At 65.2% G+C, this 25,560-nt stretch carries 24 protein-coding genes; 2 read left to right on the top strand and 22 right to left on the bottom strand.

The features are described 5' to 3' along the window. Positions 1 to 12: 12 nt before the first annotated feature. Genes VEIS_RS13580 through VEIS_RS13620 form a run of 9 tightly spaced genes read right to left on the bottom strand, consistent with a single transcriptional unit; the run spans position 13 to position 6,342 of the window. Positions 13 to 438 (bottom strand): GlcG/HbpS family heme-binding protein, encoded by a 426-nt coding sequence (locus VEIS_RS13580; RefSeq protein ID WP_011810523.1) that lies wholly within the window; start codon positions 436 to 438, stop codon positions 13 to 15. An 11-nt stretch (positions 439 to 449) separates the two neighbouring features. Next, the gene (locus VEIS_RS13585) at positions 450 to 1,394 is read right to left on the bottom strand and encodes a catechol 2,3-dioxygenase (RefSeq protein WP_011810524.1); all 945 of its coding nucleotides are present in this window, start codon (positions 1,392 to 1,394) and stop codon (positions 450 to 452) included. Between the two features lie 30 nt (positions 1,395 to 1,424). Continuing rightward, a complete protein-coding gene (locus tag VEIS_RS13590) occupies positions 1,425 to 1,787 on the bottom strand; it encodes a 2Fe-2S iron-sulfur cluster binding domain-containing protein (protein WP_011810525.1) in 363 nt (120 codons plus the stop codon). 3 nt (positions 1,788 to 1,790) lie between these two features. Beyond that, positions 1,791 to 2,855, bottom strand: coding sequence for an NADH:ubiquinone reductase (Na(+)-transporting) subunit F (locus VEIS_RS13595; protein ID WP_011810526.1), 1,065 nt, complete (start codon positions 2,853 to 2,855; stop codon positions 1,791 to 1,793). An 18-nt stretch (positions 2,856 to 2,873) separates the two neighbouring features. Next, positions 2,874 to 3,230, bottom strand: a complete 357-nt coding sequence (locus tag VEIS_RS13600; RefSeq protein WP_011810527.1) for a phenol hydroxylase subunit P4 — start codon at positions 3,228 to 3,230, stop codon at positions 2,874 to 2,876. After that, positions 3,227 to 4,786, bottom strand: a complete 1,560-nt coding sequence (locus VEIS_RS13605; RefSeq protein WP_011810528.1) for an aromatic/alkene/methane monooxygenase hydroxylase/oxygenase subunit alpha — start codon at positions 4,784 to 4,786, stop codon at positions 3,227 to 3,229. Before VEIS_RS13605 ends, VEIS_RS13600 begins: the two co-directional genes overlap by 4 nt. A gap of 29 nt (positions 4,787 to 4,815) precedes the next feature. Next, the gene (locus tag VEIS_RS13610) at positions 4,816 to 5,085 is read right to left on the bottom strand and encodes an MmoB/DmpM family protein (protein ID WP_011810529.1); all 270 of its coding nucleotides are present in this window, start codon (positions 5,083 to 5,085) and stop codon (positions 4,816 to 4,818) included. Positions 5,086 to 5,107: 22 nt separating this feature from the next. Further along, entirely contained in the window at positions 5,108 to 6,103 is a 996-nt protein-coding gene (locus tag VEIS_RS13615) for an aromatic/alkene monooxygenase hydroxylase subunit beta (protein ID WP_011810530.1), read from the bottom strand. A 29-nt stretch (positions 6,104 to 6,132) separates the two neighbouring features. Further along, complete coding sequence (locus VEIS_RS13620; protein WP_041950034.1) at positions 6,133 to 6,342, bottom strand: phenol hydroxylase subunit; 210 nt, start codon at positions 6,340 to 6,342, stop codon at positions 6,133 to 6,135. 328 nt (positions 6,343 to 6,670) lie between these two features. Between VEIS_RS13620 and VEIS_RS13625 the strand changes: the two genes are divergently transcribed. Then, positions 6,671 to 8,353 (top strand): sigma-54-dependent Fis family transcriptional regulator, encoded by a 1,683-nt coding sequence (locus tag VEIS_RS13625; RefSeq protein ID WP_011810532.1) that lies wholly within the window; start codon positions 6,671 to 6,673, stop codon positions 8,351 to 8,353. A 22-nt stretch (positions 8,354 to 8,375) separates the two neighbouring features. Continuing rightward, the gene (locus tag VEIS_RS13630; RefSeq protein WP_011810533.1) at positions 8,376 to 9,137 is read left to right on the top strand and encodes a GntR family transcriptional regulator; all 762 of its coding nucleotides are present in this window, start codon (positions 8,376 to 8,378) and stop codon (positions 9,135 to 9,137) included. A 270-nt stretch (positions 9,138 to 9,407) separates the two neighbouring features. Here the strand turns inward: VEIS_RS13630 and VEIS_RS30560 are convergent, their stop codons facing one another. The 13 genes from VEIS_RS30560 to VEIS_RS13695 form a co-directional block, all read right to left on the bottom strand. After that, positions 9,408 to 11,852 carry a protein NO VEIN domain-containing protein gene (locus VEIS_RS30560; protein ID WP_011810534.1) on the bottom strand — a complete coding sequence of 815 codons (2,445 nt, stop codon included), beginning with the start codon at positions 11,850 to 11,852 and terminating at the stop codon, positions 9,408 to 9,410. 135 nt (positions 11,853 to 11,987) lie between these two features. Continuing rightward, entirely contained in the window at positions 11,988 to 13,481 is a 1,494-nt protein-coding gene (nuoN, locus tag VEIS_RS13640) for an NADH-quinone oxidoreductase subunit NuoN (RefSeq protein ID WP_011810535.1), read from the bottom strand. A gap of 10 nt (positions 13,482 to 13,491) precedes the next feature. Beyond that, positions 13,492 to 14,967 carry an NADH-quinone oxidoreductase subunit M gene (locus VEIS_RS13645; RefSeq protein WP_011810536.1) on the bottom strand — a complete coding sequence of 492 codons (1,476 nt, stop codon included), beginning with the start codon at positions 14,965 to 14,967 and terminating at the stop codon, positions 13,492 to 13,494. Positions 14,968 to 14,980: 13 nt separating this feature from the next. After that, positions 14,981 to 17,002, bottom strand: a complete 2,022-nt coding sequence (gene nuoL, locus VEIS_RS13650) for an NADH-quinone oxidoreductase subunit L (RefSeq protein WP_011810537.1) — start codon at positions 17,000 to 17,002, stop codon at positions 14,981 to 14,983. 33 nt (positions 17,003 to 17,035) lie between these two features. Further along, positions 17,036 to 17,344 (bottom strand): NADH-quinone oxidoreductase subunit NuoK, encoded by a 309-nt coding sequence (nuoK, locus tag VEIS_RS13655; RefSeq protein WP_011810538.1) that lies wholly within the window; start codon positions 17,342 to 17,344, stop codon positions 17,036 to 17,038. Continuing rightward, on the bottom strand, positions 17,341 to 18,012 hold the full coding sequence (locus tag VEIS_RS13660; RefSeq protein WP_011810539.1) for an NADH-quinone oxidoreductase subunit J: 672 nt from the start codon (positions 18,010 to 18,012) through the stop codon (positions 17,341 to 17,343). Before VEIS_RS13660 ends, nuoK begins: the two co-directional genes overlap by 4 nt. Before the next feature lie 21 nt (positions 18,013 to 18,033). After that, the gene (gene nuoI / locus VEIS_RS13665) at positions 18,034 to 18,543 is read right to left on the bottom strand and encodes an NADH-quinone oxidoreductase subunit NuoI (protein WP_011810540.1); all 510 of its coding nucleotides are present in this window, start codon (positions 18,541 to 18,543) and stop codon (positions 18,034 to 18,036) included. Between the two features lie 13 nt (positions 18,544 to 18,556). Continuing rightward, positions 18,557 to 19,639 carry an NADH-quinone oxidoreductase subunit NuoH gene (gene nuoH, locus VEIS_RS13670; protein WP_011810541.1) on the bottom strand — a complete coding sequence of 361 codons (1,083 nt, stop codon included), beginning with the start codon at positions 19,637 to 19,639 and terminating at the stop codon, positions 18,557 to 18,559. Then, positions 19,636 to 21,795 (bottom strand): NADH-quinone oxidoreductase subunit NuoG, encoded by a 2,160-nt coding sequence (gene nuoG, locus VEIS_RS13675; RefSeq protein WP_011810542.1) that lies wholly within the window; start codon positions 21,793 to 21,795, stop codon positions 19,636 to 19,638. The genes nuoH and nuoG overlap by 4 nt, the downstream gene beginning before the upstream one ends. Beyond that, entirely contained in the window at positions 21,788 to 23,146 is a 1,359-nt protein-coding gene (gene nuoF, locus VEIS_RS13680) for an NADH-quinone oxidoreductase subunit NuoF (RefSeq protein WP_011810543.1), read from the bottom strand. The genes nuoG and nuoF overlap by 8 nt, the downstream gene beginning before the upstream one ends. Further along, a complete protein-coding gene (gene nuoE / locus VEIS_RS13685; protein WP_011810544.1) occupies positions 23,143 to 23,640 on the bottom strand; it encodes an NADH-quinone oxidoreductase subunit NuoE in 498 nt (165 codons plus the stop codon). The genes nuoF and nuoE overlap by 4 nt, the downstream gene beginning before the upstream one ends. Further along, on the bottom strand, positions 23,637 to 24,890 hold the full coding sequence (locus tag VEIS_RS13690) for an NADH-quinone oxidoreductase subunit D (RefSeq protein WP_011810545.1): 1,254 nt from the start codon (positions 24,888 to 24,890) through the stop codon (positions 23,637 to 23,639). Before VEIS_RS13690 ends, nuoE begins: the two co-directional genes overlap by 4 nt. A 59-nt stretch (positions 24,891 to 24,949) precedes the next feature. Further along, complete coding sequence (locus VEIS_RS13695) at positions 24,950 to 25,558, bottom strand: NADH-quinone oxidoreductase subunit C (protein ID WP_041950844.1); 609 nt, start codon at positions 25,556 to 25,558, stop codon at positions 24,950 to 24,952. Positions 25,559 to 25,560: the final 2 nt, after the last annotated feature.

Raw genomic sequence — 25,560 nt, forward strand, 5'->3', positions numbered from 1 at the left:
GGTGGTGGAGATTCAAACCAGGCCCAGGGCTTGCAGGCCGGCGCGGGCGCAGGCTTCGTCCTGCTCGGCCGAACCGCCGGAGACGCCGATGCCGCCGATGCGCGCACCGTCCGAGACGATGGGCAGCCCGCCGCCGAACAGCACCAGCCGCTCGCGCCGATTCAGGCCGATGCGAAGCAGCTCGTCGTCGCCGATGACGCCGCTCCACTTCGAGGTCGGGAAGCCGAAGCTGGCGGCGGTGTAGGCCTTGTCGACCGCGATGTCGATCGAGTGCAGGAACGCGCCGTTCATGCGCAGGAACGCCATCAGCGTGCCGCTGCCGTCGGTCACGGCCGCGTTGATGGTGATGCCCAGCGAGCGGGCGTGATTCACCGCGGCGGCCACGGCGGCGTGGGCCGCCGTGGTGCCGATTTGCGGGGTCTCGACGAACAGGTTCATGGCGCGCCGGATCAGGTGTACACGTCCGTGAAGGACGGCACCGCTTCACCCGTGTGATAGAAGATGCCGCTCCAGAGCTTGTCCTCGGTCCAGGTGGTCACGGGCCGGTCGCGCTGGGCCAGGTAGCCCAGGCCGGCGAAGGTCTCGTTGCGGTTGCCGCTGGGGTCGAAGAAGTAGATGGTCTCGCCGCGCGTGATGCCGTGGCGCGTGGGCGCCACGTCGATGCGGGTCTTGTTCTTGGCCATCACGTCGGCGGCCTTGAGCACGTCGTGCCAGGAGTCGAGGAAGAAGGCGATGTGGTGCAAGCCGCTGCGCGCGCCGCCGACGAAGGCGATGTCGTGCGGCGTGGTGGTGCGGCTCATCCAGGTGGCGGCCTGGATGCTGCCGCCGGGGCCGACCGTGACCTGCTCGGTCAGGAAGAAGTCCAGCACTTCGGCCATGAAACGCGTGTTGTCGGCCACGGTGTTGATGCCCGCTTCCGGGTTCATCTCGCACATCAGCAGCGTGTGGTCCAGCCAGTGCGCGCCGGCGCCCTTGATGCCGTCGGGCCAGGGGTCGGGGCTGGTGGTGCCGACCTCGGTGCCCACGTATTCCTTGGTGGCGTACAGCCGCATCTCGTGGCCGCTGGGCAGTTTGAACTGCAGCATGCGCCCGGTCGATGGCAGCGTACCCTCGTCGAGTATCGTGGTCTTCACGCCCCAGGCCTCGATCTTTTGCTGGAGTTCGTCCAGGTCGCTCTCTTTCTCGACCTTGTAGGCCACGTGGTTCAGGCCGGCCTCGTCGGCGGGCGTGAGCACCACGGAGAACTTGTCCCATTCGTCCCAGCACTTGAGGTAGACGTTGCCGGCCTTGTCCTGCATCGTCACCTTCATGCCGAGCACGTTCTCGTAGTGCCGCAGGGCCGCGGCCATGTTCATCACTTTCAGGCTGGCGTGCCCGATTCTCATTACACCCATGATGTGTCTCCTTGTGGGGGTTGCTGCTGTTCAGGATTCGGAGCCTGCCGCCGCAGATACGGCAGGCCTTCTGGAAAAGGGTTTCTCGAACTTGCCGAGCACCCGCAGGGTCACGGACGTGGCGGGCGCGACCCGGCACGCCAGGGTGAAGCCCTGCTGCTCGTCGGCTTCGCTCACGTGCGCGCGGCTGACCGGCCCCAGCGGCGTGGTCCGGCCTTCGAGCACGCGCACCTTGCACACGCCGCAGCCGCCGTTGACGCAGCCGACCGGGATGCCCTTGCGGCCCAGGCGCAACATGCCCTGCAGCAGGCTTTCGGTGGTGGCGCAGGCGTAGCGCTCGCCGGTCTGCTCGACCAGCACGCTGACTTTGGGGCGGGTGTCGAAGAGGCTCATGCTTCACACCCGCCGGAACAAGGGGCTGCGCGCCGACTGCGCATCGGCCGCCGAGAGAAATTTCTCGGTGTAGATGTCGCGCTCGAACAGCCGGCCCTGCATCAGCGCGGCTATGCAGGCCTCGATCATGGGCGGCGGCCCGCACAGGTAGGCCTTGTGGCCGGCGAAGCCCTGCGGGAAGTGCGCCTTGGCGGCTTCGTGTACGAAGCCACGCGCGCCGCTCCAGTCCGTGCCTTCGGGCTCGTGCGACAGGGCCGCCACGTAGGTGAAATTCGGATGCCGCTGTACCAGCGCGCGGAACTCGGCGTCGTAGTACAGCTCGTCGCGGCTGCGCTGGCCATACACCAGGGTGATGGGCTGTGTGCAGCCCTTGCCCAGCAGGTCCAGGATCATGGCGCGCGGGCTCGACAGACCCGAACCGCCTGCCATGAAAAGCATGGGCAGTTGCGCCGATTCGCGCACGAAGAAGCGGCCATAGGGCCCGCTCAGGCGCAGCCGGTCGCCGGCCTTCAGCTTCTCGTGCAGGTAGCCGGTACCGGCGCCGCCGGCCACGATGCGCACGTTGAGTTCGATCTCGCCGCTGGCCTGCACCTCGGCCGGCGCGTTGGCGATGGAGAAGGCGCGGCTCTGGCCCAGGCCCGGAATCTCCAGTTGCACATACTGCCCGGCCTGGAAGTGGATGGGCTTGTCGAGCTGCAGGTGGATGGCCTTGATGGTCGGGGTCAGGGTGGCTATGCGCGCCACCGTGGCGGCGAAGTCGCACACCGGGATCACCTCGGCATCGGGCTCTTCGTCGATGTCGGCCTCGATGGTGGCGTCGCTCTGCAGCGTGCAGCAGCAGGCCAGGGTCTTGCCCTCGTCGCGCTCGAAGTCCATCAGCGCGAACGGGTTGGCCGCGCCATGGTCCACCTCGCCGTCGCTCACCCGCACCTTGCAGGTGCCGCACAGCCCGTGGCCGCAGGCGTGCGGGATGTAGATGCCCTGGCGCAGGGCCGCATCCAGCACGGTCTGGCCTTCCTCGACCTCGATGGTCGCGTCCAGGGGTTCGATGGTGAGTTGGTAGCTCATGTCGAGAAGGCCTGGTGCTCAGTTGAACGAAGCCCCGATGCCCGTGAGGCCCGGCGTGCGGAAACGGATTGCGTCCTTGTGCGTCAGGCCGTTGTCGGCCAGCGACTTGGCCGGGTCCGGCTGCCAGGGCTGACCCGACTTGAACCACTCGACGGTGGACCAGTCGATGCGCGCGAAGTCCGGGTGCTCGCCGTAGACGCCGGCAAGCACGGCCGTGGGCAGCGCGCCGAACGGCATGTCGGGCGGCAGCGGCAGGCAGAACGGGGCGCAGAACATCAGGTGGTCTTCCCAGCCGATGTAGAGCAGCGGCGCGGGAAAGTTCTCCCGCACGTCCTTGGCCGGGAAGTCGTATGTGGAGAGGGCGACGACGCTCATTTCGCGGCTCCTTCCATGGGCTGGCCGCGCCAGGTGGCGAAGTTCTTCTGGTCTTGCGAGCCTTCGAAATCGAAGTTGTCGCGGCCGATCTCCATCTCGTACCACTGCAGCACCGCGATCAACGGGTCGAAGCCCTCGACCGTGGGGTCGGTGCCGGGCTTGAAGCAGTGGCCCTGGTAGATCTGGTGCACCGGCAGCCAGCTCTGCACGTATTTCTCGGGCTCGTGATCGAAGATGTCCTTGCAGTGGTCCGAGCAGAAGTGGTGCTTGTTGCCGCGCCAGTCGCTCTCGCGGTAGCAGATCTTGCTGGCGTCGCCGGGCTCGGTGAACAGCATCGGGATCTGGCAGGTGTTGCACAGCATGGGCAGCGTCTTGTTGTAGAAACGCTTGCCGGCCTGCTGCTGCGCGCGGTAGTGCTCCAGGCGCGGGCGGTAGTGCTTGTCGAAGGTGTCGGGGTATTTCTCCGACAGCCAGTCCATCTCGTCCTCGTTGGGCACCCAGGTGTGAAAGGGCGCGGCGGCGTTGTAGTTGTAGAAGGTGTTCCAGGCCTGGTGGCTGATGTGGTCCTTGCCTTCGCAGGCGTCCTTCCAGCCCTTGGGCTCGCGGATGCCGTAGCGCGCCAGGTCCTTGAACAGGGCCCCGCCGTTTTCCTCGGCATACATCTCCCAGGCTTCCTTCCAGCTCATCACGCGCTTGGGCAGCATGTAGTCCTGCATCATGGCCACCAGGGTCAGCAGGCGGTAGCCGCGCCAGAGCCACTTGTCGATCCAGCCCTGCACGATGGGCACGTTGTCCGGGTCCTGCTCCAGCAGGAACTTGATGCATTCGATGCCCAGCGTCATGTGGCGGCTCTCGTCGCTTTGCGCGCTGAAGCCGAAGGTCACGGTGGACATGTCGCCGTTGTGCGCCGCGCCGCTCATGAAGGGCACGAACAGCAGGTTGGTCAGCACGTATTCGAAGCTGAAGCTCACGGCGGTGAGAAACTCGAACGGGCCACCGGTGCAGGCGTCCTCGAAGAAGCTCTTGGGCACGCTCAGGTACCACACGCGGTCGAACCAGTGGTTCGAGTGGTGCATGCCGTTGAAGTATTTGTTGTAGTGGCTGATCGCGTGCGTCTCGGTCTGGTAGTGGCGCAGTTCGTCGATGCTCTGCATCTGCGCGGCCACGCGTGCGCCCTCGCCGGTGAATTGGCGGCCCACGTGCGCGAAGCCGCGGTGCGCGTAATACTCCAGCGGCGTGACACCCTGGATGAACAGCTTGAGCGCGTTGATGTAGCGCGCGTCGCTCACGCCCAGCTGGCCGTTGTTCTGCGCGAAGGCCTCGATCACCGCGTAGAGCTTCTTCTCCTTCTCGCCCTGGTATTTCCAGTAGGCGTCCATGGTCAGGCGGAAGGGGTCTTCCCACTTGTCCCAGTCGTGGATCTTGATGCCCTCGTACTTGTCGTAGGGGAAGACCTTGTCCATGGGCTGGTAGGTGGTCTGCCAGCCCAGGCCGCGGGTCATGGCGGCGTAGCGGTCCTTGAGGCCGAGTTTTTTCTTGGTGACGCGGGTGTCCATGAGATATGTCTCCTCGGGTGGGCGGGGGGTCAGTGTTTCCAGCTCAGGGTGAGTTGGTCGTCGTCTTCGTCGATGTGGCCCGACAGCGTCACCAGGTTGACGTGGATCTGCTGCAGGTCGTAGGGGCGGCCGGTCTGCTCCTCGATGGTCGAGCGGCGGATCGTCAGGCGGTCGGGCGCGTCGATCTTGACCAGGCCGGGCGAGTGCACGACCTGTGCGGCGGGGTTGTCGGCCACGATGGCGTCGATCACCGGACGCGATTCTTCGTTGTGCTGGAAGGCGATGAATACGTTGGACATCGGGTTTCCTTGTGGGCAGGGTTCAGAGCGCGAGGCCGGCCTTCTTGCAGCGGGCCTTGAACTGGTCCACCGCCTCGCCCAGCGCGGCGGGGCCCTGGGCGTCCAGGGCCAGTTCGGCCACCGGTGTCAGCGCGGCCTGGGCGCGGTCCGACCATTCGGCCGCCCACCGCGAGATCAGGGCTCGGTTGGCGTCGGACTCGGCCGCGGCGGTCTTCACCAGCGCGTCGACCCAGCGCGTGGTCTCGTCGAACCATTCGGGCATGAAGCTGGTCAGCATGGCCACCGCGGTGCCGCCTTGCAGCGCGACGTGGTCGTCCACGAAGCGGGTGTAGACCAGCGGGTACAGCAGGCCGTCGAGCGCGAGGTTCTGCGCCACGAACAGCTCGAACGGGTCCTGCAGCACCAGGGTGTCTTCCACGTAGCGGCGCAGGCCCTGCCAGTGCGGGTCGTCCAGCCAGGCCTGCTTGCCGGCATCCAGAGCCTGCGGCTCGGCCATCGCCAGGCCCAGGCGGGTCAGGTACTGCGCGATCCCGAGATTGTCCATGGCGTGGAACATGGCCGGCGCGGTGAAGGCGGTGCCAAAGCCGTAGGCGGCGATGGACGCGTTGTTCATGTTGGCGCCCCAGGCCGCGTGGCGCAGCGGCAGCAGCACCGCGAGCGCCTTGTCGCGCACCGCTTCCGGGATCATGGCGACCATGCCGCGCGATTCGACGAACTGGAAGCTGGCTTCCATCGCGTCCTGCTGGCGCGAGCGCGTCATGGTCCAAGTGGCGTAATAGAACTGGCGCGGGTCCTTCAGCACGTACCAGTCGGCCAGCACCACGCGGCTGCGTGCTGCGTCGAACAGTTCGTGCGCCGGGTCCCAGGTGGGCCGGTAGTGGAAGTTGGTCATCGGCTGGGCGCCGAAGGTGGCTTCCTGGTAGCGCGAGGCCACCTTGTCGCCGCCGATGTGCTGCGCCACGTGGGCATAGGTGTGGCGCAGCGGTGTGATCTCGCGCGCCTGCAGGTCGATGTTCATCGGGTCTTGTCTCCTGGTGTTGTAGGGGTTCAGTCTTCGCGCCAGATCACGTGGTTGTGGGCGCAGAACTCGTCGAACGCCGCCGAGGGCAGCATCAGTTCCACCGCCAGCTCGGGCCAGCCGATCGAGAACTCGAAGCTGACCAAGCCGTCGCCGCGGCGCTCCAGCAGGCGCACGTAGCGGCGCTGCAGGTCCACGGCGGGCAGGTTCTGGAATTCGGGGGCGTGTACAGAGGTCATGGTCGGGCGGGTTGGACACGGCTGCTCTTGCATGGGGTGTGCCTGAATGGACCAGAATCTCCAAAAATCTCGATATTTAAGGGAATGCCCCTAAGCATCAAGCATCGGAGGAGGTGGGTTTTCCCGGGTTCTGGCGGGAAACTCGGTCTGCCAAACACCGTGCAACACCATGAAATGCAAAATGAATTCACTAAATCATCAAGGTCTTTGCCGGTGTTTGATGAAATGATGAAGGCTGTACCGAACCTCTGCTGGCTTGCCGAAAAAGGCTTGTGCAGTGAAAATATCGAGAATCCGCGCAAACACAGCCCAGCGACCAGGAGACCCCGTGGAACCGCATCTGAACTACCCTCCGGACGCCGACCTGAGGAAACTGCTCCGCTTCGAGCCCGACAGCGGGGCCATCTGGCTCGGCGAGCGCCGCATGGTCCTGCTGCACACGGCGGCGCTGAGTGCGTTGCGCCGCGACCTGATCACCTCGGTCGGCACCGACCACGCCCGCCGCCTGCTCACGCGCATGGGCTACGCCAGCGGTCTGCACGACGCCGGCTTTGCCAACAAGACCCGGGGTGACTGCAGCCTGGAAGACATGTTCCTCGTGGGGCCTCAACTGCACATGCTCGAAGGCGCGGCCCGGGTCACGCCACTGCACCTGAAGATGGACGCGGCTGCGGGCCTGTTCGAGGGCGAGTTCCGGTGGGACGATTCCTGGGAGGCCCATGCCCACCGCCTGGCCTACGGCGTGGTGGACGAGCCGGCCTGCTGGATCCTGCTGGGCTACGCCAGCGGCTACACCAGCGCGTTCATGGGCAAGCTGATCCTGTTCAAGGAAATCCGGTGCGGCGCCTGCGGAGACGAGCACTGCCACATCGTGGGCAAGCCGATCGACGAATGGCCTGACGGCGCGGCCTACGGCCAATACTTCGAAGACGATTCGCTGCTGGACAAGATGGACGCGCTGAGCCAGCAGGTGCAGGCGCTCAAGACCACGCTGGAGCCCACGACTTCTGGCGGCATGCTGGTCGGGAATTCGCCGGCGTTCCAGCAGGCGCACAATCTCATGCAGCGTGCCGCGCAGACCCAGGTCACGGTGCTGCTGACCGGCGAGACCGGGGTTGGCAAAGAGCGTTTCGCCCGCGCCCTGCACGCGCACTCCGACCGCGCCGCGGGCCCCTTCGTGGCGGTGAACTGCGCGGCGCTGCCCGCCGAGCTGATCGAGGCCGAGCTGTTCGGTGTCGAGAAAGGGGCCTACACCGGGGCCCATGCGGCGCGCGCCGGGCGCTTCGAGCGCGCCGAAGGCGGCACGCTGTTCCTCGACGAGGTCGGCGACCTGCCGCTGGCGGCGCAGGCCAAGCTGCTGCGCGTGCTGCAGGAGGGCGAGATCGAGCGGCTGGGGGCCGAGGCCACGCGCAAGGTCAACGTGCGCATGGTCACCGCGACCAACGTGGACCTGGAGGAAGCGGTGGCGCAGGGGCGATTCCGGCGCGACCTGCTGTACCGGCTCAACGTGTACCCCATCCGCATCCCGCCGCTGCGCGAGCGCAGCGCCGACATCGAGCCGCTGGCGCGCCATCTGCTGGCGCGCTTCATGGCGGTGCACAACAAGCGCCTCAGTGGCCTGGGCGAGCGCGCGCTGCAGGCGCTGATGCGGCACGACTGGCCTGGCAACGTGCGCGAGCTGGAGAACCTGGTCGAGCGCGGTGTGATCCTGGCGGCCCAGGGCGGCACGGTGGAGCTCGAACACCTGTTCCCGAACCAGCCCCAGGAGCGCCAGGATAGCGTGGACCCCCAGGGCCGGCTGGCCCGGGTCTTGCCTGCCCAAGAGAGCGAACTCTGCGAGCGCATCGTGGGCAGCGGCCTGCCGCTCGAACAGCTCGAAGCCCAGGTGCTGGCGCTGGCGGTCGAGCGCAGCGGCGGCAACCTGTCGGGTGCGGCACGCCTGCTGGGCCTGACGCGGCCGCAACTGGCCTACCGGCTCAAGCGCCAGCAACTGGACGAAGAAACCCCTTGAAACCCGCAACGGGACGAACCGCATGCTGCCCACTCACCACATCAACGACAGATCGGCCGGACCATTCAACCGGCTGGCGGCCGAGACGCCCCGAACGCTCGCGGAGCGGGCCTACCTGGCGGTGCGCCAGGACATCGTGCATGGCCGGCTCGCGCCCGGCGAGCGCCTGCGGGTGGAGCACCTGAAAGACCGTTATGCGGTGGGCGCGGGCACCCTGCGCGAAGCCCTGGCCCTGCTGGTCTCCGATGCACTGGTCACGGTCGAGGGCCAGCGCGGCTACCGGGTCTCGGAAATCTCGCTCAGCAACCTCAAGGACCTGACCAACACCCGCGTGATGCTGGAGACCGAGGCCCTGCGCCAGTCCATCCGCCAGGGCGATGCGGCCTGGGAGAGCGAGCTGACGCAGGCCTTCGAGGTGCTCACGCGTGCCGAGCAGCATCCCGGTGGCCTGGAGCCGCTCGAATGGGAGGCGGCCAACAAGCGCTTCCACGAGGCCCTGATCTCGGCGCACCGCTCGCCCTGGAACAAGCACTTGCTGGGCATCCTGTACCGGCACGGCGAGCGTTACCGGTATGTGGCCATCCAGATGGGCGCAGCCCAGACCATCGAGCGCGACGTGCACGACGAACACGCCAGCATCTACAACGCGGCGATGGCGCGCCAGGAAGCGCGTGCTGCGCTGGCACTGGAAGCCCACATCCGGCTCACCTGCGACATCCTGGTCCAGCACGCCGGCGAGCTGCAGGCGGCCGCGCGGCAGACCGGCGCACCGTTGCCGGCCTGATCACGAAGGGGGAGCCATCTGCGGCGCCTCGGAGCGGGCCTGCCCGGTCCCTGGTCTTGCGGCAGGTAGTGGCCCAGGCGTCAGATGGGGTGCTTCAGCCGCAGCTTGTTCGTGCTCATCGCGGTATGCATACAAACCCCACCGGAGATCGCATCTCCGGCCCAACGCCTCCCTCGTGGAGGCGTTTTCCTTTGTGCCCCGCCAAGGTGAGTAGCCTTGGCCCGACGCCTCCCATGCGGAGGCGTTTCTTTTGGCATGCCAAGAGGCTCATCACAGCGATGCCTCCGGCGCGACGGCCTTGGCCAGCAACTGGCCCAGATCGAGGTTCTTGCTGGTTTCCGCCCAGTCCGGCTCCTGCGTGAAGGGCTGGCGCACGTAAAACGGCCCCTCGTGCCGATCACCGTCCACCAGCACGATGGCGAGGATGAACTTGTCCGCCTGGTTCAGGCCGTAGAGGATTTCGTTGCGCGTGACGGTGATCGTGGACTGGCCCTTGGCGCGGCCTTTCACCTCGATGTGGCGCGAGGTCGTCAGGCGGCCATCCACAGGTTGGGGCTGGCTGGTCAGGTCCCAACCGCACTTCTGCGCCGAGACATCGATGACGGCGTGACCCAGGGCGCGCTCGGCGGCGATCACTGCGTGCATGGCGATGCGCTCGATGCGGGTGCGGGCGTCGGCGTCTGCCGACCAGCCGCCTGGTTCCGCCGGAACGCCCTTGCGTTGCATCAGCAGCCCCGCCGGGATGACGAGCGCGCCGCCGAGCACGACCGGCGTGGCCGAGACCACATGGCGCATGGCCAGCAGTTCCTTCTCGCGCGACTCGCGGCGTGCCGTGAGGTTGTCGATGGTGCGGCGCTCGTTCTCCAGCGTCAGGCGCCGTTCCTCGCGCTTGACGCCGCCGTGGATCATCACCACGGCTTCCTCGCTGCCGATGAGGCCGCGAATCTTCACCGCGAGGTAGTTCAGCGTGTCGCGGTGTTCGGTGAAGATGATGAGCTTGCGTTGGCGCCCGGCGCTGTCGTGCATCTCCGGCGTGTCTTGCAGCAGGCGGGAGAGTTCGTCCCACTTGCGATCTTGGCCGGAGTGCACGACCTGCCGGGCCTGTTCTTCCAGGCCTTCGAGGAGGATGATTTCGGCTTCGAGTTCCTGGATGGTCTGCGCTGCCGTGGTCTGATCGACCAGATATTCCTCGAAGTCCTCGCAGGCTTCGGGCGAGAGGTCGTCTGCGGACTCCCAGATATCTTCGGGCGAGCCGTTGCCGTTCTCATAGCCGACGGTTTCGGCCAAACCTTCTTTGACAAGTTGGCCGCGCTGGCGCAGTTTTTCGTCCTCGACGCGGCGTTTGAGCTTGTTGCGGCGGCGCTTCAGCGACTGGTAGATGGCCTCGGGGCTGGAGGCGAGCCGCCGTTGCAGCGCGGTCAGGGCAAAGCCCACCGTGCCCTTGCGGCCACCGTCGGCCAACTGATCGGCGCGGGCGAACTCGGTCTTCACATAGTCGGTTACCGCTGCGTACAGGGCGGCTTCGGGATCGGAGAGCTTGTAGTTGACGGTGTAGGCACGCCGTTCGGGAAACAGCGGCGTGCCGTCGAATGTGAGCATGTCTTCCTTGACCATGCGGCGCATCAGGTCGGCCACATCGACCTTGTGCGCGCCGTCGCGGAACTTGCCGTAGAAGCGGTCGGCGTCCAGCAGCGACATGAAAAGCTGGAAGTCCTCTTCCTTGCCGTTGTGCGGCGTGGCCGTCATCAGCAGGAAGTGGCGCGTGATGGAGCCTAGTGTCGCGTCACCGATCATCTGTCGGTCTGCGCTGGCCATCGAAGCGCATCGCGGCGTTGCATCGCTTGCCAATACGCTCGGTATTGGCTGCGCGATGCGCCTTGCGCTGCGCTCCGATGGCTGCGCGCAGCCTACGACATCTGATCCGTGACGCGACACTAGCAGTTCGCCGAGCAGGAACCGCTTGGTCTTGTCGACCTTGTTGCCGAAGTAGCTGGCCGAGAGCTTGTGCGCTTCGTCCACGACGACCAAGTCCCACTGCGTGGGCATGAGCTTTTCTTGCAGGTCTTCGGCGCGCGCCAGTTGATCGACGCGGGCGACCAGCAGGTCGATGTCGTCGAAGGGGTTGCCGCTGCGCGATCGATCGATCTGCTCGCGCGAGAACAGCGTGAACGAAAGGCCGAACTTCTCGAACATTTCGTCCTGCCACTGCTCGACCAGGCTGCCGGGCGCGACGATCAGCACGCGCCTGGCGTCGGCGCGCATCAGCAACTCGCGGATGAACAGCCCGGCCATGATGGTCTTGCCCGCGCCGGGGTCGTCGGCCAGCACATAGCGCAGCGGCTGGCGCGGCAGCATGGATTCATAGACCGCCGTGATCTGGTGCGGTAGTGGCTCCACGTTCGAGGTGTGGACGGCCATCATCGGGTCGAACAGGTGGGCCAGATCGATCCGGCAGGCTTCGACGGCGAGCTTGAACTCTTCGCCCGGCGCATCGAAGGCCCACGGGCGACCGGCTTCGGCCAAGGATAGCCCGGCCTCGTCGGTGCGGAACAGCATCCGCTCGCGCAGCGTGCCGTCGGCCAGCTTGTAGTAAACGGTCAGGGCGCTGTAGTTGTCACTGAGGCCGACAGGCTCGGTCGTGACGATGCGCACCACCTGCCCGGGCTCCAGGCCCGAGAGGGCTGCGTTCTTCTGGATCCGTTCGAGCTTCAGCATGGCGCGCTCCCGGGTTGCTTGCGCATGTTCAGGGCGTGCGCCGGTTGCCAGGCGACTGGCCCGAAGTCCACTGTGTGTCGTGCTTGTCAGGTAGGGGCTGCACCGACGGAGCACTGGAAGCGAATCGCTGCGCTGTCAGGTCGCCAGCGCGCGCACCACGGCCTCGGCGCACAGCGCCATCAGGCCGCCGGGCAGCAGGCCCAGCACCAGGATCAGCGCGCCGTTGAGCGTCAGCAGCATGCGCACATCGATCGGCGCTGACACATTCGAGGCCGTCAGCGGGGCGTCGAAATACATCACCTTGACCACGCGCAGGTAGTAAAAAGCGCCGATCAGCGACATGCCTACCGCAAACACCGCCAGGGCCAGGTGCCAGCCCTGGCCGGAGGCCAGCAGCGCTTGCAGCACCGACAGCTTGGCATAAAAGCCGACCAGCGGTGGAATGCCGGCCAGCGAGAACAGGCACACCGCCATGACGCCGGCGTACAGCGGGCTGCGTTGGTTCAGACCGGCGAAATCGGCAATCTCTTCGCTCTCAAAGCCTTCACGGGCCAGCAACAGGATCACGCCGAACGCCGCCAGCGTGGTCAGCACGTAGGTGATGACGTAGAACATGGCCGCGCTGTAGGCGTTTTCGACCGCCGTGGCATCGACCTTGCCGTTGACCACCCCCGACATCAGGCCCAGCAGCACAAAGCCCATTTGGGCGATGGTCGAATAGGCCAGCATGCGCTTGAGGTTGGTTTGTGCAATCGCCGCCAGGTTGCCCACCAGCAGCGAGCCGATGGCCAGTAGCGCCAGCATCTGCTGCCAATCGATCGCCAATGGCAGCAGGCCGTCGACCAGCAGGCGCAGCGTGATGGCCAATGCCGCCAGCTTGGGCGCGCCAGCCAGCATCAGCGTCACCGCCGTCGGGGCGCCTTGGTAGACATCGGGAATCCACATGTGAAACGGCACCGCGCCGAGTTTGAAGGCCAGGCCGGCGACCACGAAAACCAGCCCGAAGACCAGCACCTGGTGCTTGATCTGGCCGGCGTTGATGGCTTTGAATACCTGGCCGATGTCCAGCGAGCCGGTGGCGCCATAAAGCATCGACAGGCCGTACAGCAGGAAGCCGCTGGCCAGCGCGCCGAGCACGAAATACTTCATGGCGGCTTCGGTCGCCGTGGCGTTGTCGCGGCGCAGCGCCACCAGCGCATAGCTCGATAGCGTGAGCAGTTCCAGGCCCAGGTAGATCACCAGGAAGTTGTTGCCGCCGATCATGATGAACATGCCCAGCAGGGCAAACATGCCCAGCGTGAACAGCTCGCCCCCGCGCAGCATGTCGCGCTCGGCCGCATAGGGGCGGCCATAGACCAAGGTGATCATCATCGCCACGGTGGCAAAGCATTTGAGCCAGTTGCCCATCGCATCGCTGATCACCATGTTGCCGAAACCGTAAAAGGTGTGGCCGCTGCGGGCGTACATGGCCTGCAGCACGGCCACCACGGCCAGCGTCAGCATGGTCAGCACATAGGTTTCCGTGCGGCGGGGGCTGCGCACGCCCAGGTCGGCCAGCGCGATCACGCAGGCCATGGTCAACAGCACGATTTCGGGGTAAATCGCCAGCCAACTGATGTCGTTGATCATCTCGAATCCATTAGTTCAGCTTGGACTGCGCAACATGCCTGAGCAGTTCTGTCACCGAGGGGCCCATCAGATCGGTGACGGGACGGGGGTACAGGCCCAGCGCCAGCACGGCGATGGCAAGCCAGGCCAGCACCAGGAATTCACGGCCACCGATGTCGCTCAACCCCCGGACCTGGTCATTGCCCACCGGGCCCAGGTACACGCGCTTGAACATCCACAGCGTGTAGGCGGCGCCCAGGACCAGTGCCGTGGCGGCCGCCAGACCGATCCAGAAGTTGGTCTTGACGGCGGCCAGAATCACCATCCATTCGCCGACGAAACCGGCCGTGCCCGGCAGTCCGCAATTGGCCATCGCAAACAGCAGCGCGAAGGCGGTGAAATTGGGCATGCGGTTGACCACGCCACCGTAGGCCGCGATGTCGCGCGAATGCACGCGGTCGTACAAGACGCCGATCGACAGGAACATCGCGGCCGAGACGAAGCCATGCGCAATCATCTGCACCAGGCCCCCGGCCACACCCAATTCATTGAAGATGAAAAAGCCCAGCGTCACAAAGCCCATGTGGGCCACCGATGAATAGGCCACCAGTTTTTTCATGTCCTTTTGCACCAGCGCCACCAGCCCCACGTAGATCACCGCGATCAGCGACAGCGCGATCATCAGCCAGGCCCATTCGCGCGCCGCATCGGGGGTAATCGGCAGCGAGAAGCGCAAAAAGCCGTAGGCGCCCAGCTTGAGCATGATGGCCGCCAGCACCGCAGAGCCACCGGTGGGCGCTTCGACGTGAACGTCCGGCAACCAGGTGTGCACCGGCCACATCGGCACCTTCACCGCAAAGGCGGCAAAGAAGGCAAAGAACAGCAGGCTCTGGGCGGTGCTGCCCAATGGCAGTTGCTGCCAGGTGGCGATATCGACGCTGCCGCCGGACTGGTTGTACAGATAGATCAGCGCGATCAGCATCAGCAGCGAGCCGAGCAGCGTATACAGAAAGAACTTGAATGCCGCGTAGATTTTGTTCGGCCCGCCCCAGATGCCGATGATCAGGTACATCGGTATCAGCGTGGCCTCGAAAAACACGTAAAACAAAATCCCGTCGAGCGCGCTGAACACGCCGATCATCAGGCCCGACAGGATCAGGAACGCGCCCATGTACTGGTTCACCCGCTCGGTGATGGCCTGCCAGGAGGCGATCACCACGATCACGGTGGTGAAGGCCGTCAGCGGCACAAACCAGAACGAGATGCCATCGACCCCCAGGTGGTAGTGCACATTGAAGCGCTCGATCCAGGCCGTTTTCTCGACAAACTGCATCGCCGCAGTGCCCGGTTGGAAGCCCTGGTACAGGGGCAGCGTGACCAGCAAACCGAGCACGGCCCCGAGCAGGGCCAGCCAGCGCACGGAGTGGGCATGCTCGTCGCGCCCCATGGCGAGCAGCACTACGCCGAAGGCCACCGGGATCCAGATGGCAAGACTCAACAGACCCATTTTTCTTCTTCTCCTACTTGTTGAGCCAGACGAAGTACGTCATCAGGACGAAGACACCCAGGATCATCACCAGCGCGTAGTGATGGATGAAGCCCGACTGCAACCAGCGCACCGCGCCTGCGATCGAGCGCACCAGTTTCCAGGAGCCGTTGACCAGCATCCCGTCGATGATGGCCTGATCGCCGCCTTGCCACAAACCGCGCCCCAGTGCCCTGGCCGCGCGGGCCAGGATGCGCTCGTTGAACCAGTCGAGGTAATACTTGTTTTCCAGCAAGCGGTAGAGCGGCAGGACCCGGGCCTCGACCGCAGCGGGCAGCGCAGGACGGAGCAGGTACATGTAGTACGCCAGCGCAACCCCGGCCAGTGCCAGCCAGAAAGGCGCTGTCTGCAAGCCATGCCAGGCCATGGCCCAGGCGCCGTGGAACTGCCCGGCCAGATCTGCCATCGACGGGTGCTTGGCGGCATCGACAACGATCGCATCGCCAAAAAAGTCGCCGAACAGCATCGGCCCGATGAAGATGAACCCTGCCAGCACCGAAGGAAGCGCCAGCAGCACCAGGGGCAGCGTCACCACCCACGGGGACTCGTGCGGCGGCGCGTGTGCTCCATGGCCATGGTGCGCGCCGTGCTGCGCATCCGGGTTCTGCGCGTAACGCTCCGGGCCATGAAAGACCAGGAAGTACATGCGCAGCGAATAGAAAGCGGTCACGAACACGCCCGCCAGCACCGCGAAATGCGCAAACCCCGCCGCCGGCAAGTGGCTGGAATGGACGGCTTCGATGATGCTGTCCTTGGAGTAAAAGCCCGAGAACAAGGGCGTGCCGATCAAGGCCAGCGAGCCCAGCAGCGAGGTGATCCAGGTGATGGGCATGTGTTTGCGCAGCCCGCCCATCCAGCGGATGTCCTGGTTGTGGTGCACGCCCATGATCACCGAGCCGGCGCCCAGGAACAGCAGGGCCTTGAAAAAGGCATGGGTCATCAGGTGAAACAGCGCCACCGAATAGGCCGAAGCCCCCAGGGCCACCGTCATATAGCCCAGTTGCGACAGCGTGGAATAAGCCACCACCCGCTTGATGTCGTTCTGGATGATGCCCAGAAAACCCATGAACAGGGCCGTGATGGCGCCGATGACCAGGATGAAGTTGAGCGCCGCGTCCGACAGCTCGAACAGGGGTGACATGCGCGCCACCATGAAGATGCCGGCCGTCACCATCGTGGCCGCGTGGATCAGCGCGGAAATCGGCGTCGGGCCTTCCATTGAATCGGGCAGCCAGACATGCAGCGGAAACTGCGCGCTCTTGCCCATCGCGCCGATGAACAGGCAGATGCAGATCACGGTGATCAGCATCCAGTCCGTGCCGGGCAAGAGCAGGGCGCCGAATTGGCCCGACTTGGCGAAGGCAAAGAGTTCCGCGTAGTTCAGCGTGCCGGCATGGGCCGCAATCAGGCCAATGCCCAGAATGAAGCCCAGGTCGCCGACCCGGTTGACCAGGAAGGCTTTCAGGTTGGCAAAGACCGCCGAGGGCTTGTTGAACCAGAAACCGATCAGCAGGTACGAGATCAGGCCCACCGCCTCCCAGCCAAAGAACAGTTGCAGCAGGTTGTTGCTCATCACCAGCATCAGCATGGCGAAGGTGAACAGCGAGATGTAGCAGAAAAAGCGGTTGTAGCCTTCGTCCTCCCGCATGTAGCCGATGGTGTAGATGTGCACCATCAGCGAGACGAAGCTGACCACCACCATCATCATCGCGGTCAGGCTGTCGACCAGAAAACCGATTTCCATCTTCAGGCCGCCGAGCAGCATCCAGGTGTAGATCGTCCCGTCGAAACGGTCGCCGTCCAGCGTCACGCGGTACAGCGTCATGGCCGATAGCACGAACGAAATCAGCACCCCCGCGATGGTCAGGCTGTGGCACAGGCGGCGGCCGATCCGGTTGCCGCCGAGGGTGGTGCCGAAGATGCCGGCCAGCGCGGCGCCCGCCAGCGGCGCCAGCGCAGCCGCCAGCAATGTGGAAGCAGGGAGGGTTTGACACATTTTTGGAAACCTTGGGGGATTGCGCGTGGCCCGTCAGCCTTTGAGGGTGTTGAGGTCTTCCGCGTCGATGCTGGAATGGTTGCGCATCAGCAGCACCAGGATGGCCAGGCCGATGGCCGATTCGGCGGCGGCCACCGTCATGATGAAGAACACGAACACCTGCCCGTGCATGTCGCCCAGGTAATGGGAGAACGCGACGAAGTTGGTGTTGACCGCCAGCAGCATCAGTTCGATCGCCATCAGCAGCACGATCAGGTTCTTGCGGTTCAGGAAGATCCCTGTCACCGCCAGCGCGAACAGCATCGCCCCCAGCACGAGGAAATGGCCCAAGGTCAGCGTCATGCTTTTTTCTCCCCGGCCACGGGCGTGGCCGGCATTTGCGCCGGGGCCTTGCGGGTGGCCGCCATCCGGACCAGTTCCAGCCTGTCGCTGGCGCGCACGCGGATTTGCGCCGCCGCATCGATGGCCTTGCTGTCCTTGCGCTGGCGCAGCGTCAGCGCAATCGCGGCAATCATCGCCACCAGCAGGATCACCGCCGCGATTTCCACCGGGAACAGGTATTCGGTGTACAGCAGTTTGCCCAGGGCCTTGCTGTTCGAGTAGGCGAGCAACTGCCCGGCTGCATCATCGGCAATGGCCACACCGGCCTTGGGCTCGTCCGTGGCCCGAAAGCCTCCCATCAGCACGGCCGCCATTTCCAGCGCAATCAGCGCGCCCACGCTGGCGGCCAGCGGAAAATGCTTCCAGAAGCCCCGGCGCAAGCTGTCGATGTGGATGTCGAGCATCATCACCACGAACAAGAACAGCACCATCACCGCGCCGAGGTACACCAGCACCAGCGTGATCGCCAGGAATTCGGCCTTGAGCAGCAACCAGACGGCGGCGGCCTGCGAGAAGGCCAAAATCAGGTACAGCACCGCATGCACCGGGTTGCGCGCAGTGATCACCCGGAAGGCGGCAAACAGCAGCACGACCGAGAAAAGGTAGAAGAAACCAGTCTTGGCGTCCATGGATCGGGCCTTTGTCGGAACTCAGCGGTACTTGGCATCGGCCGCCCGGGCGGCCGCAATCTCGGCCTCGTAGCGGTCGCCCACGGCCAGCAGCATGTCCTTCGTGAAGTACAGGTCGCCACGCTTTTCGCCGTGGTATTCAAAGATATGGGTCTCGACGATGGAGTCGACCGGGCAGCTTTCTTCGCAAAAGCCGCAGAAGATGCACTTGGTCAGATCGATGTCGTAGCGCGTGGTGCGGCGCGAGCCGTCAGCGCGCAGTTCCGATTCGATGGTGATCGCCAGCGCCGGGCACACGGCCTCGCACAGCTTGCAGGCGATGCAGCGCTCCTCGCCGTTGTCGTAGCGGCGCAGCGCATGCAGCCCGCGAAAGCGCGGCGAGAGCGGGGTCTTTTCTTCCGGGAACTGCACCGTCACCTTGCGGCGAAAGGCATGGCGCCCGGTCAGGGCCATGCCCTTGAACAGTTCCACGAGCATGAAGCTCTTGAAGAAGTCCTTGAACGAAAAAGGCGCAGCAGCAACGGCCGTCATTTGTGTTCCCCGCTTATTTCCAGATATTCCAGGGCGAGAGCAACCACCCGCCGGCGATGAGCAGGCAGGCCAGCGTGACCGGGATGAAGATCTTCCAGCCCAGGCGCATGATCTGGTCGTAGCGGAACCTGGGGAAGGTGGCGCGAATCCAGATGAACATCGACACCACCAGGCAGGTCTTGATCCCGAGCCAGATCCAGCCGGGAATCCAGTGCAACGAGGCGCTGTCCACGGGCGGCAGCCAGCCGCCGAGGAACATCAGCGCCGCCAGTATCGACACCAGCCACATGCTGGCGTATTCGGCCAGGAAGAAGATGGCAAAGCCCATGCCGGAATACTCCACCATGTGACCGGCAACGATCTCCGCCTCGCCTTCCACCACGTCAAACGGATGGCGGTTGGTTTCGGCCACGCCCGAGATCAGATAGACCAGGAAAACCGGCAGCAGCGGCAGCCAGTTCCACGACAAAAAGCCGATGCCATTGGCCGCCGCCACGCCACGCCCCTGCGCCAGCACGATCTCGGTCAGGTTCATGCTGCCCGAGACCATGATCACGATCAGCAGGCAAAAGCCCATCGCGATTTCATAGCTCACCATCTGCGCCGAAGCGCGCAGCGCGCCCAAGAACGCATATTTGGAGTTCGATGCCCAGCCGGCAATGATCACGCCGTAGACCTCGATCGACGTGATCGCCATCACCAGCAGCAGGCCCGCGTTGACATTGGCCAGCGCCACATCGGGGCCAAAGGGAATCACCACCCAGGCGGCCAGCGCCGGCATGATGGCCATCACCGGCCCGAGCACGAACAAGCCCCGGCTGGCCGCCGTGGGCTGGATGATTTCCTTGGTCAGCAGTTTCAGGGCATCGGCGATGGGCTGGAGCAGACCCCAGGGGCCGACGCGGTTGGGGCCATGGCGCACCTGCATGAAACCCAGCAGCTTGCGCTCCCACAGCGTCAGATAAGCCACGGCGCCCATCAACGGGATCAGCAGGGCAACGATCTTGAGCAAGATCCACAGCACCGGCCAGACCATGCCCGTCCACCAGCCCCCGGGCAGCAGTTGCAGGCCCGCTTGGTAGAGCGCGTCGATCATGCGGTCACCCCTGCGTCGGCGGCCATGCGCGCATCCGCCGTCAGTTGCAGCGACCTGGCGCGGCGCACCAGAGCGTCGAGTTGATAGATGCTGGCCACCACCGGCTCGCCGGCGCGCGCCGGCGGTTCGGCGCCTGCGGCGTCCATCGCATGCACGGCGTTCACGGCGTTCGATAGCCGCTGCGCCGGCACTTGCGTCAGGCTGCCCGCAGGCGCATCGGTGGCGCGGGCCAGCACCTGCTGCGAGTTCTCGAAAGCCACATCGTCGAGCCCCAGCAGATTGGCCAGCACGCGCAGCACCTTCCAGGCCGCCCGGGTCTCGCCCAGGGGGCGCACCACTGCATGGAAACTTTGCAAGCGCCCTTCGGCATTGGTGAAACTGCCCGAGGTCTCGGTGAAAGGAGCGATGGGCAGCAGCACATCACAAAATTGCATGTTCGCCTTGAACGGGCTCAGGCTCACCACCATCGAGGCCGCCGCCAAGGCCGTGGCCGCCTGCGCACCGGCGGCCGAGTCGTAGACCGGTTCGGTGTTGAGCAACAAGGCCGCCTGCAAACCACCGGCGAGCATTTGACCGGCATGCAGACCGCCATGGAGGGGGTAAGCGCCGACCCACTGCGCGCCCACGGTGTTGGCCGCCTCGGTGAGGTAGCCGACCGTGGCCCCGGTGTGCTCGCCAATCCAGTTGGCCAGCGCCAGCAGCCGGCTGGCCTGGGCATGGTGCGCAGCGGCGTTGCCGAGCAGCACGGCCTTGTGCTCGGCCGGGTCCAGCAACGAGCGCGCAATGGCCATGGCCGCCGCGTCGGTGGCCACGGCCCCTTGCGGCGCCGCAAGGCCCTTGTGCCGTGCAATCGCTGCCGCAATGGCGGCCAGCGTCTGCGGCCACTGGCGGGCTGGCTGCGCGACGAACGGCGCCACCGGCAACGCCCAATCGCGCGCCGCCGAGCCCAGCGCGCTGACCTGGCAACCATGGCGTGCCGCCTGGCGGATGCGCTGCGCGAACAGCGGGTGGTCTTTGCGCAGGTCCGAGCCGACGACCAGCACCCGCTGCAACAGCGACAGCGACGCAATCGATCGGCCGAGCCAGCGTATGCCCTCGGGCTGCGCAAACTCGGCGTTGCGCAGCCGGTAGTCGATGTTGTCGCTGCCCAGCCCGCGTACCAGCGTCGCCGCCAGATACAGTTCTTCGAGCGTGCTGTGCGGGCTGACCAGGGCGCCGATGCTGGCCGCGCCATGGTCGCGGCGAATATCCTTCAGCCCGTTGGCCACATATTCCAGCGCGCTCTGCCAATCGACCTCTTGCCAGACGCCGCCTTGCTTGAGCATGGGCCGGGTCAGGCGGTCTGCGCCATTGAGCGCTTCGTAGGAGAAGCGGTCCCGGTCGGCAATCCAGCACTCGTTGACGGCCTCGTTCTCGAACGGCAGCACGCGCATCACCTGGTGGTTCTTGACCTGCACGATGAGGTTGGCGCCGGTGGAGTCGTGCGGGCTGACCGAGCGCCGGCGCGACAGCTCCCAGGTGCGCGCGCTGTAGCGAAAGGGCTTGCTGGTCAGCGCGCCGACCGGGCAGATGTCGATCATGTTGCCCGACAGTTCCGAATCCACCCACCGGCCCGCCACCGTGGTGATTTCGGAATGCTCGCCGCGCTCGATCATGCCCAGTTCCATCACGCCGGCCACCTCCTGGCCGAAGCGCACGCAACGGGTGCAGTGTATGCAGCGGCTCATCTCCTCCATCGAGATCAGCGGCCCCACGTCCTTGTGCGGTACGACGCGCTTTTCTTCCGCGTAGCGCGCCGCCGAGCCGCCGTAGCCCACGGCCAAGTCCTGCAACTGGCACTCGCCGCCTTGGTCGCAGATCGGGCAGTCCAGCGGGTGATTGATCAGCAAGAACTCCATCACCGAGCGCTGGGCCTTGATCGCCTTGTCGCTCCTGGTGCGCACCACCATGCCTTGCGTGACCGGCGTGGCGCAGGCCGGCATCGGCTTGGGCGCCTTTTCCACATCCACCAGGCACATGCGGCAGTTGGCGGCAATCGACAGCTTCTTGTGGTAGCAAAAATGCGGGATGTAAGTGCCGGCCTTTTCTGCGGCATGCATCACCATGCAGCCTTCGGCGACTGCCACTTTCTGACCGTCCAGTTCAATTTCAAGCATGGGTTTTCTCGTGCTCAGGCGCAGGCTTGCCGATCAGGGCTTCAAACTCGGGACGGAAATGCTTGATCATCGCGCGCACCGGCATCGCCGCCGCATCGCCCAACGCGCAGATGGTGCGGCCCTGGATGTTGTCGGCCACCGAGTTGAGCAGTTCCAGATCACCCGCGCGGCCCTGTCCATGACGGATGCGGTCGATCACGCGCCACATCCAGCCCGTGCCCTCGCGGCAGGGCGTGCATTGGCCGCAGGATTCGTGCATGTAGAAATACGACAGCCGCCACAGGCTCTCGACCATGTCGCGCGAGTCGTCGAGCACGATCACCGCGCCCGAGCCCAGCATCGAGCCGGCCTTGGCGATGGCGTCGTAGTCCATCGTGCAGGCCATCATGGCGGCCGCTGGCAGTACCGGCGCCGACGAGCCGCCGGGAATCACGGCCTTGAGCCGACGGCCCTGGCGCACGCCGCCGGCCAACTCCAGCAGCTTGGCAAAGGGCGTGCCCAGCGGCACTTCATAGTTGCCGGGCAGCTCCACATCGCCGGAGACCGAGAAAATCTTCGTGCCGCCGTTGTTCGGCTTGCCGCATTCCAGATAGGCCGCAGCGCCATGGCGCATGATCCACGGCACGGCAGCAAAGGTCTCGGTGTTGTTGATCGTGGTGGGCTTGCCGTACAGGCCGTAGCTGACCGGAAACGGGGGTTTGAAACGGGGCTGTCCCTTCTTGCCTTCCAGCGATTCGAGCAAGGCCGTTTCTTCACCGCAGATGTAGGCGCCGAAGCCATGGCTGGCATGGAGCTGAAAGTCGAAACCGCTGCCCAGGATGCCGTGGCCCAGATAGCCTGCGGCGCGCGCCTCGTCCAGCGCGACCTCGAAGCGTTCGTAGGTCTTGAAAATCTCGCCGTGGATGTAGTTGTAGCCGACCGAGATGCCCATCGCATAAGCGGCGATGAGCATGCCTTCGATCACGATATGGGGGTTGAATTGCAGGATGTCGCGGTCTTTGCAGGTGCCCGGCTCGCCCTCGTCGGAATTGCACACCAGGTACTTTTGCCCGGGAAACGAGCGCGGCATGAAACTCCACTTCAGGCCCGTCGGAAAGCCCGCACCGCCGCGCCCGCGCAGGCCCGACTCCTTGACCATGGCCAGCACCTGGTCCGGGGTCAGGCCCTGGCCGCCGTCCCGGCCCAGAACCCGGCGCAGCCCCTGGTAGCCGCCACGGGCCTCGTAGTCTGCCAGCGTCCAGTTGCTGCCGTTCAGGCCGGCGTAGATCTGGGGCTCGATATGGCGGCCATGGAAGCAGGTCTGCACCCCTGTGGCCTGGAACTGCGAAAAAATCTGTGCTGCCGTGGTCATGGCGTGCCCTCCTGGCGTGCTTGCCGCAGCCCGTCCACCAGCTGATCGAGCTTGTCGCCGTCCATGAAGCTGCACATCGTGCGGTCGTTGACCAGCAGCACCGGCGCATCGGCGCAGGCCCCCAGGCATTCGCAGGATTGCAGCGTGAACAGGCCGTCGTCCGTGGTGCCGCCGCTGGCCAGCGCCAGTTTGCGCTCCAGATGCTGCAGGGCCTGTCGACCACCGCGCAACTGGCAGGGCAGGTTGGTGCAGACGTTGATCTTGTACTGGCCCACCGGTTGCCGGTTGTACATGTTGTAGAAGGTCGCGACCTCGTGCACCGCGATCGGGGCCATGCCCAGGTAGTCGGCCACCAGCGCCTGGCTGTCGGCGCTGACATGGCCCTGCTCCTGTTGCACGATGGCCAGGCAGGCCATGACCGCAGACTGCTTTTGGTCTGCCGGGTACTTGGCCACTTCACGCGCAAAACGCGCCAGCGTTGCTTCGCTCATCATCGGTCGATCTCTCCGAACACGATGTCCATGGTGCCAATGATGGCCACGGCATCGGCAATCATGTGGCCACGCGCCATTTCATCGAGCGTGGCCAAGTGCGCAAAACCGGGCGCGCGGATCTTCAGGCGATAGGGCTTGTTCGCGCCATCGCTGACCAGATAGATGCCGAACTCGCCCTTGGGATGCTCGACGGCGGCGTAGGCCTCGCCTTCGGGCACATGAAAGCCCTCGGTGAACAGCTTGAAGTGGTGGATCAGCTCTTCCATGTTGGACTTCATCGCTGCGCGCCCCGGGGCCGCCACCTTGTGGTTGTCGGTGATCACCGGGCCGGGGTTGGCGCGCAGCCAGGCCACGCATTGCCCGATGATGCGGTTGGCTTCGCGCATTTCCTGCACCCGCACCAGATAGCGGTCGTAGCAGTCGCCGGTCTTGCCCACCGGCACATCGAAGTCCATGTGCTCGTACACATCGTAGGGCTGGGTCTTGCGCAGATCCCAGGCGATGCCCGAGCCGCGCAGCATCGGGCCGGTCATGCCCAGGTTCAGCGCCCGCTGCGGCGAGACCACGCCGATGCCTACGGTGCGCTGCTTCCAGATGCGGTTGTCGGTGAGCAGGGTTTCGTACTCGTCGACGCAGCCCGGAAAGCGCTGGGCAAAGTCGGCGATGAAGTCGAGCAACGAGCCCTGGCGGTTCTGGTTCAGCGCCGCCAGCGCCCGGGCGTTGCGGATCTTGCTGGCCTGGTAGCGCGGCATGCTGTCGGGCAGGTCGCGGTACACGCCCCCCGGACGGAAATACGCCGCGTGCATGCGTGCGCCCGACACGGCTTCGTACATGTCGAACAGGTCTTCGCGCTCGCGGAAGGTGTACATCAGCATGGTGGAACTGCCGCAATCGTTGGCGTGCGAGCCAAGCCACATCAGGTGGTTCAGCAGCCGGGTGATTTCGGCGAACAGCACGCGGATGTACTGCGCGCGCAGCGGCACTGGCAGGCCCAGCAGCTTTTCGAGCGCCAGGCAATACGCATGCTCGTTGCACATCATCGATACATAGTCCAGCCGGTCCATGTAGGGCAGCGACTGTATGTAGGTCTTGTGCTCGGCCAGCTTTTCGGTGGCGCGGTGCAGCAGACCGATATGCGGATCGGCCCGCTGCACCACTTCGCCGTCAAGCTCCAGCACCAGGCGCAGCACGCCATGCGCGGCCGGGTGCTGCGGGCCAAAGTTCAGGCAGTAGTTCTTGATTTCAGCCATGGTGGGTCGCGGGGGTGGCGCTGCGGTTCGAGGCGGCTTGATACGGCTTTGGCGCGGCTTCAGTGCGGGTCGGCGTAGTGGTCTTCGCGGATGATGCGCGGCGTGATCTCGCGCGGCTCGATCGACACCGGCTCGTAGACCACACGGCGCAGTTCGGCGTCATAGCGCATTTGTACGTGACCGGACAGGGGGAAGTCCTTGCGGAACGGGTGGCCGATGAAGCCATAGTCGGTCAGTATCCGGCGCAGGTCGTCGTGCCCGTCGAACAGGATGCCGAACAGATCGAAAGCCTCGCGCTCATACCAGTTGGCCGAATTCCACAGCCCGCAGACCGAGGGCAGCAACGGAAAATCATCGTCCGGGCAGAACACCTTCACGCGCAGGCGCTGGTTCAGGCTCACGGACAGCAGATGCGCGACCACGCAATAACGCGGCCCCTGCTGCACGGCGTCGGCATAGGTCGAGTAATCCACCGCGCACAGGTCGATCAGCTGCTCGAAGCGGCAGACCGGGTCATCGCGCAGCACGCGCATTGCATCGAAGTAGTCGGCCGCAGCCAGCACCACGGTGACTTCCTCCAGCGCCAGCGTGATCTGGCGCAGCCGGGCGCCGAGGGCTGCGGCAATGTGGTCCCGAAGTCGTTCCGGCCGAATGGCAACAGCGGTCATCA

This window comes from Verminephrobacter eiseniae EF01-2 (assembly GCF_000015565.1).
Lineage (GTDB): Bacteria > Pseudomonadota > Gammaproteobacteria > Burkholderiales > Burkholderiaceae_C > Acidovorax > Acidovorax eiseniae.